The 13410-nt window shown below is 58.5% G+C and carries 10 protein-coding genes; 4 read left to right on the forward strand and 6 right to left on the reverse strand.

Going from position 1 to position 13410, the window contains the following annotated elements:
* The first annotated feature begins 85 nt into the window (after positions 1-85).
* The gene (locus tag OGM81_03980; protein UYJ44302.1) at positions 86-1261 is read left to right on the forward strand and encodes an ATP-binding protein; all 1176 of its coding nucleotides are present in this window, start codon (positions 86-88) and stop codon (positions 1259-1261) included.
* A gap of 119 nt (positions 1262-1380) precedes the next feature.
* On the opposite strand, the gene ilvA is transcribed toward OGM81_03980, so the two are convergent.
* Positions 1381-2586 (reverse strand): threonine ammonia-lyase, encoded by a 1206-nt coding sequence (gene ilvA / locus OGM81_03985; protein UYJ44303.1) that lies wholly within the window; start codon positions 2584-2586, stop codon positions 1381-1383.
* Between the two features lie 284 nt (positions 2587-2870).
* Here ilvA and kduI point away from each other — a divergent pair, with 284 nt between their 5' ends.
* Positions 2871-3716, forward strand: a complete 846-nt coding sequence (gene kduI, locus OGM81_03990; GenBank protein UYJ44304.1) for a 5-dehydro-4-deoxy-D-glucuronate isomerase — start codon at positions 2871-2873, stop codon at positions 3714-3716.
* 123 nt (positions 3717-3839) lie between these two features.
* Positions 3840-4649 (forward strand): gluconate 5-dehydrogenase, encoded by an 810-nt coding sequence (locus OGM81_03995; protein UYJ44305.1) that lies wholly within the window; start codon positions 3840-3842, stop codon positions 4647-4649.
* 391 nt (positions 4650-5040) lie between these two features.
* On the opposite strand, the gene OGM81_04000 is transcribed toward OGM81_03995, so the two are convergent.
* From OGM81_04000 to OGM81_04010, 3 genes are all read right to left on the reverse strand, one after another.
* Positions 5041-5913, reverse strand: a complete 873-nt coding sequence (locus tag OGM81_04000; GenBank protein ID UYJ44306.1) for an aldose epimerase — start codon at positions 5911-5913, stop codon at positions 5041-5043.
* Positions 5914-6220: 307 nt separating this feature from the next.
* Entirely contained in the window at positions 6221-7705 is a 1485-nt protein-coding gene (locus OGM81_04005; GenBank protein UYJ44307.1) for an altronate dehydratase family protein, read from the reverse strand.
* Between the two features lie 337 nt (positions 7706-8042).
* Positions 8043-9542 carry a tagaturonate reductase gene (locus OGM81_04010; protein UYJ44308.1) on the reverse strand — a complete coding sequence of 500 codons (1500 nt, stop codon included), beginning with the start codon at positions 9540-9542 and terminating at the stop codon, positions 8043-8045.
* 378 nt (positions 9543-9920) lie between these two features.
* On the opposite strand from OGM81_04010, the gene uxaC reads away from it, so the two are divergent.
* Positions 9921-11363: a glucuronate isomerase gene (uxaC, locus tag OGM81_04015; GenBank protein ID UYJ44309.1), complete on the forward strand. Its 1443-nt coding sequence runs from the start codon at positions 9921-9923 to the stop codon at positions 11361-11363.
* A gap of 118 nt (positions 11364-11481) precedes the next feature.
* Here uxaC and OGM81_04020 read toward each other — a convergent pair whose 3' ends face one another.
* A complete protein-coding gene (locus tag OGM81_04020; protein ID UYJ44966.1) occupies positions 11482-11976 on the reverse strand; it encodes a DUF5662 family protein in 495 nt (164 codons plus the stop codon).
* 28 nt (positions 11977-12004) lie between these two features.
* Positions 12005-13339, reverse strand: a complete 1335-nt coding sequence (locus tag OGM81_04025; protein UYJ44310.1) for a hypothetical protein — start codon at positions 13337-13339, stop codon at positions 12005-12007.
* Positions 13340-13410 lie beyond the last annotated feature (71 nt).

Below are 13410 nucleotides of genomic sequence, written 5' to 3' on the forward strand. Positions count from 1 at the left end.
TTTTTTTGTGGAAATCTTGCAACTTTTTGCGGCGGCGTTTATACTGAGTGTGTAAGTCTCTTTGGGAAAGGATGATAAAGCGTTTATGCAACGTAAAGATTGGGCCGCCCGTGTGGACGGGCTGGTCGTGTTTCGCGGCCTGCTGCAAAGCGAACCGCTAGCCTCTCTGCGCGCGGCTCTGGCGGCAGATGCTGCCGGGCTGACCGGCGCGGTGGCCGCCTTTGAAAGCGCCCTGTTTACCCAGGGCACCAACTGGACCGAAGTCCTGCTGGACGCCGTGCTGGAGGACGAGAATCTCTGCCTGCGCACGGCTGCCGGCGGGGATGCCGGGCCGGTGCTGGAAAAGGCACTGGAAAACGAACTGGAATTTTTGCAGCAGCTTGGCACTGCTGGGCTGGATGACCTTTGCCCCGAAGCCCCGGCCTTTCTGCCGCGGTGGGAGGTAAGCCATGACGCCAACTATGCAGCCGCCTACCAGGCGCGCCGCGCGGCCGTGGGCCAGAAGGGCTACGGCATGTTTGCCCGCCACCATGTGTTTACAATCGAGGATGGCCGCCTTGTGCCGGTGCGCTACCCCGATCCCCAGCGCCTGAGCGAACTGCCCGGCTACGAGCGGGAGCGGGAAAAGGTCATTGCCAACACCCGCGCCCTGCTGGAGAGCAAGCCCACCAACAATGTGCTGCTGTATGGCGACGCCGGTACGGGCAAATCCAGCACGGTCAAGGCCATTGCCAACGAGTTTGCGCCTGACGGCCTGCGGCTGATCGAGGTGAAGAAGAACCAGCTGTACCAGATCCCCGCCCTGATGGACGAGCTGGCGAAGAATCCGCTGAAGTTCATTTTGTTCATCGACGACCTGAGCTTCTCGGCCAACGACGACAACTTTGCCGCGCTGAAAGCCATTCTGGAGGGCAGCGTGGGCGGCCGCAGCCACAACGTGGCCGTGTACGCCACCAGCAACCGCCGCCATCTGGTCAAGGAAAGCATGAGCGACCGCAGTGGCGACGACCTGCATGCCGCCGATACCCGTCAGGAGCTGATGAGCCTGGCGGCGCGGTTCGGCCTGACGGTGACCTTCCAGCAGCCGGATAAAGACCGCTACGACACCATTTTGCTGGAGCTGGCCAAGCAGTACGGCGTGCAGATGCCCAGCGACCAGCTGTTCATCAAAGGCCAGGCTTTTGCCCTGCGCGCCGGCGGCCGCAGCCCCCGCGTAGCCAAGCAGTTTGTGGAACTGCTGGCAGCGGGTGTGAAGGTGTAATGATGTGCCCCCTTGCAGAGGGGGCCTTTTTATTTTATAACGCGATTTCTGTAGGAGCGGATGCTTGCATCCGCCCGTGGGTCGATGCAAGCATCGACCCCTACATATTTACCTGCACATCACGCTCTCTCCGTCACCAGCTTAAATCCCGCTTCGGTGAGCTTTTGCTTGATCTGCTCGATCTGGGCGGCATCGCGGGTCTCCAGCCCCAGCTTGAGGAAGCAGCTGGTGATGGCCATGTTGGCATCGCTTCGGTCGTGGTGGACGCTGACCACATTGGCGCCGCAGGCCGAGACAATGTCGCTGACCAGGCTCAGCTGGCCGGGCTTGTCCTCCAGGGCGATCATCAGGTTGGTCTTGCGGCCACTCATGACCATACCGCGGGTGATAACGCGGGACAGGATGTTCACATCGATGTTGCCGCCGGAGATCAGGCAGACGGTCTTTTTGCCTGCCAGCGGCAGCTTGTTGAACAGTGCGGCCGCCACCGGCGTGGCACCGGCCCCCTCGGCCACCAGCTTCTGGTTCTCCATCAGCGCCAGGATGGCCGCGGCGATCTCGTCCTCGCTGACCGTGACCACGTCATCCACGTACTGGCTGACCATCTCATAGGTGGTCTCGCCGGGCGTCTTGACCGCGATGCCGTCGGCGAAGGTGTCTACGTGGTCCAGCGTCTCGTACTTGTGGTCGTGGAAGGCGTGCTCCATGCTGGGGGCACCGGCAGCCTGCACACCGTAGACCTTGACCTCGGGGCGCAGGCTCTTGATGGCGAAAGCCACGCCGGAGATCAGGCCGCCGCCGCCGATGGGCACGATGACCGCATCCACATCGGGCAGCTGGTCCAGGATCTCCAGGCCGATGGTGCCCTGGCCCGCGATGACCAGCTCGTCATCGTAGGGGTGGATGAAGGTCATGCCAGTCTCCTGCTGGAGCTCGACGGCGCGGTCGTGGGCGTCGTCGTAGGTACCCTTGACCAGCTCTACCTCCGCGCCCAGGCGCTTGGTGCTTTCCACTTTCATAATAGGGGCACCGTCGGGCATGCAGACCACACTTTTAATGCCCATGCTGGTGGCGGCCAGCGCCACGCCCTGGGCATGGTTGCCGGCCGAGCAGGCGATCACGCCCTTGGCGCGTTCTTCCTCGCTCAGCTGGCTGATTTTATAGTAGGCACCGCGGACCTTGAAGCTGCCGGTCACCTGCAGGTTTTCGGTCTTCAAGTAGAGATCTGTGCCGGGGCAAAGCCGGGGCGCGGCGATCAGGTCGGTCTTGCGGGCGACTTTTTTCAGTACGAATTTGGCGTGGTAGATCTTGTCCAGTGTCAGCATTGGGCTGCTCCCCCTTGAAATTGCAATAGTTCAGCCCGACCCTGCGTACAGGATCGGGCATCGGCTGCACCGTTGCAGCTGTGATATACTTGATTATAGTTGAGTTTTACTAATTTGTAAAGTGAATAATTTTCATGTTTAAATGTTATTGGCACCGTTCACAAGAATCTTTTCGCATCTTTGTGGAATATTGCTAATTTTCCAGCCTTGACAAACGCGCTATAATAAAAAAAAGGAAATAAGGCAAAAAACATCCGCTTTGGCGGTAAGGAGGATTCACTTTTATGGACATCCGCTATTCCTGCAATCAGCGCGATTTTAAGCGCTACACCACCGAGGAAGTCCGCGATGAAATGCTGATTACCGGCCTGTACAAGGCTGATGAGGTCGTGGCCGTTTACAGCCACGTGGACCGCATGGTCACCCTGGGCTGCATGCCTGTACATGAAGAAGTTTCCATCGACAAGGGCATCGACATCTGGGCCAACTTCGGCACCCATTACTTCCTGGAGCGCCGCGAGATCGGCATCTTCAACATTGGTGACGGCTCCGGCACCATCACGGCCGACGGTGTGGAATATCACCTGAATGTCAAAGACTGCCTGTACATTACCCAGGGCACCCAGAAGGTCACCTTCAAGAGCGATGACTCCGAGCATCCCGCCAAGTTCTACATGGTCTCCGCCCCGGCACACTGCCGCTACGAGACCAAGCTGATCACCCTGGAGCAGGCCGCCAAGCGTCCCCTGGGCAGCCTGGAGACCTGCAACAAGCGCACCATCAACCAGTTCATCCATCCCAGCGTGCTGAAGACCTGCCAGCTGTCCATGGGCATGACCTGCCTGGAGCCGGGCAGCAACTGGAACACCATGCCCAGCCACACCCATGAGCGCCGCATGGAGATCTACACCTACTTCGACCTGCCGGATGACCAGGTGGTCTTCCATATGTGCGGCGAGCCGCAGCAGACCCGTCACATCGTGATGCACAACTACGACGCTGTTATCAGCCCGTCCTGGAGCATCCACAGCGGTGTCGGCACCTCGAACTACACCTTTATCTGGGCCATGGGCGGCGAGAACCAGGAGTTCGATGATATGGACAACATCGCCACCACCGACCTGCGCTAAACGCAACGATTTTGCGGTAGTTTTGCTGCAAAAATGTGCGCATTTTGCGCAACTGCTTTTGTTTCCCGCGTCTGCCCCGCAGGCGTTTCGGATATTTTTATTGAATTTTAGGAGGTTTTAAACATGTCTGTTTGCACCCCGAAATCTTTTGATCTGACCGGCAAGGTCGCCCTGATCACCGGCGCTTCCTACGGCATCGGTTTTGCTATTGCTACCGCTATGGCCAACAACGGCGCCACCATCGTTTTCAACGACATCAAACAGGAGCTGGTCGATAAGGGCCTGGCCGCCTACAAAGAGGCCGGCATTGATGCCCACGGCTATGTCTGCGACGTCACCAACGAGGACGCTGTCAAGGCACTCGTCAAGCAGGTTACCGAGGAAGTTGGTCACATCAACATTCTGGTCAACAACGCCGGTATCATCAAGCGTATCCCGATGACTGAGATGAGCGCTGCTCAGTTCCGTCAGGTCATCGACGTTGACCTGAACGCCCCGTTCATCGTGGCCAAGTCCGTTATCCCTGACATGATCGAGCAGGGCGGCGGTAAGATTATCAACATCTGCTCTATGATGAGCGAGCTGGGCCGTGAGACTGTCTCCGCCTACGCTGCTGCTAAGGGCGGCCTGAAGATGCTGACCAAGAACATCGCTTCCGAGTACGGCCAGTACAATATCCAGTGCAACGGCATTGGACCTGGCTACATTGCTACCCCGCAGACCGCACCGCTGCGTGAGATCCAGCCGGACGGCAGCCGTCATCCGTTTGACCAGTTCATCGTTGCCAAGACCCCCGCTGGCCGCTGGGGCAATGCCGAGGATCTGGGCGGCCCCGCCGTCTTCCTGGCATCTGAGGCCTCTGACTTTGTCAACGGCCTGATCCTCTACGTCGATGGCGGCATCCTGGCCTACATCGGCAAGCAGCCGGGGTAACTTTCTCTTACTTTCTTTGAAAAGAAAGTAAGCAAAGAAACTTTAATATAGGGCAATACTGCATAATTCTAAGTGCCGATACGGCGAGCGAGGTGCGGCAGCTGCTAAGCCAAAAGCGCAGATAATACTTTGTGTATTATCGAGCATTTTGGCAACGCAGATGCCGTGCCGCAGCCGCCGGAGCGGTGCTTAAGCCGTTAGGCGGGAATTGTGCGGTGTTGCCATAGGCATACCAAAAAGAGGATGCAACTGGAAGGTTGCATCCTCTTTTATTTGTTAAAACGCTTTGTAGGGCGAGCTCGTGGCCGTTTGCCATGTAAAAAACTTTTCCGGGAAACGTGTTGTTTCGCCAAGTTTGCGGGCGACCAATGGTCACCCCTACATTTTCCGCTTAGCCGATCTCAATGCTCCAAGCGAAAGTCTTGCTCTTGCCGGGGTTCAGCTGCTCGTGGCGGCCTTCCTCATTGACGGAGTTGGCCCAGCCGTTCCAGGGTTCCATGCAGACGAAGCTCTCGGCGTTCTGCTGCCAGAGGACACCCTTGCCGAAGGCAGCCTCATCAAAGGCGACCGTGACCTTATGGCCATTGCCGGAATCGGTCAGCACCATGGGGCTCTTCACGCCGGTCAGCAGGCGGATGGAATCCGCGGCATCATCCTTTTTGGTCAGGGTGATCTGGGCGGGGGCGGCGGGCTGATTGCCCTTGGCGTTCTCGCTGCAGGTGGCAGCGGTGATGTCGAAGCTGACATTTTCCAGCTTGGTCACACCAAAATAGGGATGGAAGCCAACGCTGAACGGCATCGGCTTATCGCCGGTGTTCTTCACGGTCAGGGCCAGGCCCGCCTTGCTGCCTGCCAGGGTGTAGCGCATGGTCAGAGCAAAATCAAACGGGTAGACGAACTTGGTCAGGCCGTTGGGGGTCAGGGACAGCTCGATGGCGTCCTCGGTGGCGGACTTGACCTGCCAGGGCAGCAGGTCGGCCAGGCCGTGGACCTCGATGGGATGATCGGCACCGCCGAAGTGATGCGCGCCGCCATCCGGCTTGCCGCAGTTGGGGAACAGGATGGGCACGCCGCAGCGGGGACGGTCGGTGGATTCAAAGTTCTTGTCACGCAGCCAGAGATACTCCTCGCCGGCCTTGGTGAAAGACGTTGCCATGCCGCCCTTTTCCGGTGTGACGGTCAGGGCATAGTCGCCATCCGTCAGGGTCAGGGTCTTGTAGTTGACGCCATACTTCTCGTAGACGCCCTCGGTCAATTTAGCCATATTACAACCTTCTATTCAACCCATCGCGCACTTTCCCGTGTCATATCCCGCTTGGTTTTACGCTTTTGGGCATTTTATATTAAGGCAACACCGCACAATTCCCGCTTTACAGCTTAAGCACCGCTGCTACGGCTGCGAAGCACAATCTGCGTTGCAAAAATGCTCGATAATACACAAAGTATTATCTGCGCTTTTTGCTTAGCAGCTTGTACTTCTCGCTCGCCGCATCGGCACTTAGAATTATGCGGTGTTGCCTTAAAAGTTTCTTCGGTTTCTTCTTTTCAAAGAAGGAACATAACCCCCGTAATCAAAGCACGACGCCGTCCTTGAAGATGGAGATCTCGCGGAAGCCCTTCTTCTCGGCGCAGGTCTGCTTGCCGGAAGCAACATCCAGCACCAGCTGGTACAGGTCAGCGCCAGCCTCGTCCAGGGTACGCTCGCCGTCCGCGACCACACCGGCATTGAAGTCGATCCAGGTCTTTTTCTTGGCGGCCAGCTGGCTGTTGGTAGCGATCTTCAGCGTCGGGGCGGGTGCGCCGAACGGCGTGCCGCGGCCGGTGGAGAACAGCACCATGTGGGCACCGGCGGCGGTCAGCGCAGTGGCGGAGACCAGGTCGTTGCCGGGGCCATACAGCATGTTCAGGCCCTTGGTGGTGACGGGCTCACCATAATCGATGACATCCATGATGGGGGCAGAGCCGCCCTTCTGGACGCAGCCGCAGGACTTGTCCTCCAGCGTGGTGATACCGCCCTGCTTGTTGCCCGGGCTGGGATTGTCGTAAACGACCTCGTTGTGGCTGATGAAGTACTCTTTGAAGCCGTTGATCATCTTAACAGCCTTCTCAAAGACCTGCTCATTCTGGCAGCGATCCATCAGGAACCCCTCGGCGCCGAACATCTCGGGCACCTCGGTCAGCACGGTGGAACCGCCGCGGGCGCACAGCATATCGCTGAAGCGGCCGATGGTGGGGTTGGCGGTGATGCCGGACAGACCGTCGGAGCCGCCGCACTTCATGCCGATGACCAGCTCGCTGGCGGGGATCGGCTCGCGCTTGAACTGGGCAGCGTAGGCGGCCAGCTCTTTCAGGATCTCGCGGCCTGCGACCAGCTCGTCCTCGACATCCTGGCAGGTCAGGAACTTGACGCGGTCAGCGTCGTAGTCGCCCAGTTCTTCCAGGAACTGCTCATGGGTCAGGTTCTCGCAGCCCAGAGAGAGCACCAGCACAGCGCCGGCGTTGGGGTGGCGGACCAGCGAAGCCAGCAGCTTGCGGGTCTGGGCATGGTCATGGCCGGTCTGGGAGCAGCCGAAGGGATGGGTGAAGGTGTACAGGCCGTCGATGGAGCCGGTGACCAGATCCTGGTTGTCCCGCACGAGGGCTTTGGCGCAGTCGTTGACGCAGCCGACGGTGGGGATGATCCAGATCTCGTTGCGGATGGCGGCACGGCCGTCCTTGCGGCGGTAGCCCATGAAAGTCTCCGGGGCCGCCGGGGTCAGGGGATGTACGTCGGGATGGTAGCTGTACTCGATCTCGCCGGACAGGTTGGTCTTGACGTTGTGGGTGTGCATCCAGGTGCCGGGCACGGCGTCAGCGGTGGCATGGCCGATGGGGAAGCCGTACTTGATGACATTCTCGCCTGCCTTGATGGGAGTGATGGCCATCTTGTGGCCCTGGGGGATATCCTCAACAGCGGTGACGGTGGTGTTATCCACGGGGACAGCGGTGCCCTTGGCGATGGGGTGCAGGGCAACGACCACGTTATCTTTGGGGTTGATCTTAATAGCGATGGGCATAATAAGACTATCTCCTTAATCTAGTTATGGCAATACCGCATAATTCTAAGTGCCGATACGGCGAGCGAGGTGCGGCAGATGCTAAGCCAAAAGCGCAGATAATACTTTGTGTATTATCGAGCATTTTGGCAACGCAGATGCCGTGCCGCACACCGAGCCGCAGCGAGGCGCTTCGGAGCGCAACCGCCGCTTGCGGCGGCTCTTGGCGCGGAGATCCGCCGGAGCGGTGCTTAAGCCGTTAGGCGGGAATTGTGCGGTGTTGCCTTATAATAAAATTGGGGCCGGAGGGCATCCTCCGGCCCCAGTGGGGTTTATTTTATGCGTTGCCGCGCAGGAATCACAGGCAGCTCTTGTAAGCAGCCAGAGCGCCCTGCTCACGAATCATGGTCAGGTTCTTGACGGTAGTTTCCTCGAAGCCGGCGACCTTGGTCAGGTCCTGGCCCCACATCTGCTCGTTGGTCATGACGGCATGGACGAGAGTCGGGATATCGTCGTTCTTGTGCTCGTTGTAGAATTCCAGAGCCCAACGATCATCGGAGACGGTGTACTCGTTGCCCTTGGCACGCTTGCAGACCAGGCCTTTGTCGGTCAAGCCCTGGACATCGTTGCTGTAGAAGGCAATGTAAGCAGCGAAGCTCATGGTCAGGCAGGTGGGCAGCTTGCCGTTCTTCTCGATGTACTCGAGGAAGGAAGGCATGTTGCGGGCACGCCACTTGGAGGTGGAGTTCAGGGAGATGCTCATCAGCTCATGGTTGACGAACGGGTTGTTGAAGCGGTCCTCCACAGCAGCGGCGAACTTCTTGCAGTCGTCCTGATCCAGGGGCAGGATGGGCACGACCTCATCCAGCAGCATCTTGTTCATGTAGCCCAGGATGGTGTCGTCATGCATGCAGTCGCGCACGATGTCGTAGCCGGCCAGGTATGCGCCCAGAACAAAGCCGGTGTGGGCGCCGTTCAGGATACGTACCTTGCGCTTCTTGTACGGGCTCATATCGGGGGTAACGAAGACGTGATCCTCGAGGCCAGCCTTGCGGAAGGGCAGAACGTCGTTCAGCTTGGTGTCACCCTCAATGACCCAGACGCCGAAGACCTCACCGACATCCAGCAGCGGGTCAGCATAGCCGTGCTTGGCTTCCAGTTCAGCAACTTCCTTCGGGTCACGGATGCGGCCGGGAACGATACGGTCAACCAGAGAGCCGCAGAAGGTGCAGTCCTCGTTGACGTACTTCTTGAAGCCGTCCTCCAGGCCCCACTGCTCGATGTACTGGTTGACACACTTCAGCAGTTCCTTGCCGTTGTTGTCGATCAGCTCGCAGGCCAGCATGATGATGCCCTTCTTGCCTGCCTTATAGCGGTGATACAGCACCTGGGTCAGCTTGCCGGGGAAGCTGGATGCGGGAACGTCCTCCAGCTTGCAGGCGGGGTCGTAGACGATGCCGGCCTCGGTGGTGTTGGAGACGATGATCTCGAGGTCGTCGCTGGCGGCAACGGCCATCATCTTGTCAAAATCCTCTTTCTCATACGGGTTCAGGCAGCGGGACACGCTGGAGATCACGCGCTTGTCATCGACCTTTTTTCCGTTTTCGCTGCCGCGCAGGTACAGGGTGTAGAGGCCCTCCTGCTCGTTGATCATCTTGGCCAGGCCGGGGGCGATGGGCTGGACCAGCACGCACTTGCCGTTCCAGTCAGCCTTCTCGTTGGCCAGGTCGAACCAGTAGTCAACGAAAGCGCGCAGGAAGTTGCCCTCACCGAACTGCAGGACCTTTTCGGGGGCATCTTTCAGGACATAACCGTCATAGCCGGACTTTTTCAGAACCTCGTAATTCAGAGTTTCCATATTGCTTTCTCCTTATCACTTCATAGTTTCAGCGTGCGCACCGCACGCCTTGCTTAATTATCATTTTAGAGTCTTTCCCGCCTGCCGTCAAGGTTCTTTTCGGGATTCTTTTTCAACAAATCGCACATATTTTGCAAGTTATTTTTTTATCTATGTTCCTTTGGCACCCTGCACAGCTTCACCTTGCAAAATTCAGCAATTTTGACGCGCATACCGCAATTTTTACAACTTGTTGAATTGCTTTTCTTTATGTATAATAATAGCAGAGTATGTGCTTTCGGCGTTAAAACCCTGTGCAAGTATCGTTCGCTTGCCAAAGGGCCGCGCCGGGGGCGCAGCCCGCCACAACCTATATTATCTGTAAGGAGCGTTTTGTACATGAAAGCTTTTATGGACAAGGACTTTCTGCTGGAGACCCCTACCGCCCAGCACCTGTATCACGACTATTCGGCCAAGCTGCCCATCGTAGACTATCACTGCCACATTCCCCCGCAGGAGATCTACGAGAACCGCCGCTTTGAGAACATCGCCCAGGTGTGGCTGGGCGGCCATCAGGTCCTGGCCGATGGCTCTGACTACTACTTTGGCGACCACTACAAGTGGCGCGTGATGCGTTCCAACGGCGTACCCGAGGAGTACATCACCGGCGACAAGCCCGACCGCGAGCGTTTCCAGAAGTTTGCCGAGGCCCTGCCCATGGCCATCGGCAACCCGATGTACACCTGGTGCCATCTGGAGCTGAAGAAGTACTTTGGCTACGAGGGCGTGCTGAACGGCGACACCGCTGAGGAAGTTTGGAACCTGTGCAACGAGAAGCTGCAGAATGACCCGAAGCTGACTGTCCGCGGCCTGATCGCGCAGAGCAATGTTGCCATGGTCGGCACCACCGATGACCCCATCGATTCTCTGGAGTGGCACAAGAAGATCAAGGCTGACCCGTCCATCAAGGTCGTCGTGGCTCCCTCCTACCGCCCCGACAAGGTCCTGAACATCCGCAAGGAAGGCTTTGCCGATTACATCCACAAGCTGGAGAACGTGGTCGGCCGCAAGTTTGCCTGTGCCAACTGCGTTGTCAACGCTCTGGATGAGCGCCTGCAGTTCTTCGTAGAGATGGGCTGCCGCGCCTCTGACCACGGCCTGGATTACATCCCCTACGTGGATACCAACGCCGAGAAGGCTACCGCTGCTTTCAAGAAGGCCATGGCCGGTGAGACCCTGACCCAGGAAGAGGGCGACGAGTACACCACCTACGTGCTGCTGGCCCTGGGCCGCCTGTACAAGAAATACAACGTGGCTATGCAGCTGCACTACAGCTGCCTGCGCAACGTCAACGAGAAGATGTACCGCAAGCTCGGCCCCGATACCGGCTACGATATGATCGCCGTGACCGATTGCAGCGCTACCATCAGCAGCCTGCTGAGCAAGCTGACTGAGACCGACGAGTGCCCGAAGGTCATCCTGTACAGCCTGAACCCCGCCGACTTCGACATGCTGGGCACCCTGATGGGACCCTTCCAGGATGACGAGATCCCCGGCAAGATCCAGCTGGGTTCCGCCTGGTGGTTCTGCGATACCGACGACGGCATGTACCAGCAGATGAAGACCCTGGCTCGCCTGGGCCTGCTGGGCAACTTCATCGGTATGCTGACCGACAGCCGCAGCTTCCTGAGCTATACCCGCCACGAGCTGTTCCGCCGCCTGATGTGCAACCTGATCGGCGGCTGGGTCGAGAACGGCCAGTACCCCAACGATGACAAGGCCCTGAAGCAGATCGTCGAGGGCATCAGCTACTACAACGCCAAGCGCTACTTCAACCTGTAATTTACGGGAGTTTTATTCCTTTCTTGAAAGAAAGGAACCGAAAGAACTTTAAACAAATAAAACAGCAAAATGCCCCTGCCTGGGGATGGTTCAAAACCAACCTGGGCAGGGGCGTTTTTTATTTCTTTTTGCCTAATAATTCTTTGCGGATATACGCAAAACATGCATCCTCGCCCTCATCGCGCAGGATCAGCAGGCAGGTCTCCAGCTGCTTTCTTGTCTCGGGGTGCAGGATGTAATGGTCTTTGCTGTGGTCGTAGTATTCCCATGCAACGGCATCTGTGTAGTTTTTGCCTTTGTAGTTTTTGCTGGCGGCAATGCGGTCACACACCATCTCGGCTACGTACTTTTCCGGCATGCGCATACCGGCCATGGCGTGGTCGCCGCCCGGTGCGTAGTCGATCCAGTATTCCAGATGGTGCTTATTGCGCCCCTTATGGTGCAGCCAGGCGGCACTATAGCCTTCTTTCTGGCGCTGGGCGTTGTTGGGGCTGCAGATCCCCTGCCAGTACTTGGCACCAGCCCAGAATTCCACCGGGGACAGCTTGCTTAAATCGTGGGTAAGGCCCTGCCAGTACAGCCCGCAGCGGAAGCAGTTTTGCATCACCAGCATTTTGTGGTGGTGGATCGTTTTGTAATGTTTAATGGGATGCCACAAGGTCGGGTCTCCTCCTGAACAGCAAAGATACGATTTCTTTTGTCATGACCACCAGTGCCAGGCAGCTGACCGGCACCAGCGCAAAGTGCCACAGCATCGGCACCAGATGGGTATGTATGGCGGCGTGGGCCTTGGAAAGCACCATCCACGATACCGGCGCGGCCAAGCTCAGCACCCAGGCCGTGGCCAGCGGGGCCAGTTTGGCCGGCTGCCCGCGGCGGGCCAGCAGTACGGCGCAGAGGATGCCCTCTGCCAGCACCGCAGCCAGCAGCGGCAGCAGCGTAATCGTCACAGGGCCGAACTGCAAAAGCGGCTCCTTGTTTTCCACAAAATAGAGGTACAGCACCTCCGGGATGGTGACGGCACGCACAGCGTTATCGCTGACGCTGACGCGGCTGGTGACAGCCTGGGTCATGCTGGCGAAAGCCTCGGCGGCGGTGCCGAAATACTGCACCTCCTGCCAGAACCACAGCCCGAGTGCCGCGGCCATGCCGCCCAGTGCCGCTGCGCCGGTGCCTACCGTGCGGCCCAGCCAGCGGCGGGCGGCGGGCAGGTTTCGGTCAACGCAAAGGGATTGCATGAGTGCGCAGCAAAGCGGGATCTCGCACAAAATCAAAAAGGTGGAGACAAACTCAAACCCGCACATGCAGCGGATGAGTACCGCCAGCGCCACCAGCCCAAAGCACCAGCCGGACGTGCGGCCTTTGCGCACGGTAACGCGGCAAAGCAGCAACGACGCCAGCACCGGCAGCAGCCAGGTCCACAGGCACCAGTACAGGTCTTTCATACCCCGCTGGGGCCAGGGGGCAAACACAACGGCCACCACCCAGACCAGCGCAGCCGCCGGGCCTGCCTGCCGCCAGGCAGCCAGCGCCAGCAGCAGCTCGGCTGCGTAAAACAGGATGCAGTTTACGGTGTACAGCCAGGTCTCCCGCGTCTCGCCGCTGGGCTGTACCAGACGAAACGCGCGGTTAAGCAGCCCGAATGCCCAGCCCTGCAGGCCGGATTGGTGGGTGTAGGCCTGGAAATCCTCGGCGTTGACCGGCGTGTTTTCCCGGAACCAGGTGCGGTTCTGGCTGTCGCTCCAGTCCTGGGTATACACCCCCATAAAGCCGCCGGGGGCGGATTGGTGGTTTTCCATCTGGAGCATCCGGCCAAACACCAACGGCTGGGAGCCGGTATCCCAAAAGCCGGTGGCGTAGGTGCTGGCGTTCTGCCGCCAGTGGGTCAGCAGCGCCGCCAGCAGCACCACCGCCAGCAAGGTAAGCACCCGCCGCAGCCAAACCGGCAGGCGGGTAAACGGTTGATGAATCGGCATAAATTGAAAGTTCCTTAAATCTTTGCTTTAGCGTATCTCTAAAAGCCTCCCTCTGCGAGACAGACTCCCCC

The organism is Oscillospiraceae bacterium (assembly GCA_025758045.1).
Taxonomy (GTDB): Bacteria; Bacillota; Clostridia; order Oscillospirales; family Ruminococcaceae; genus Gemmiger.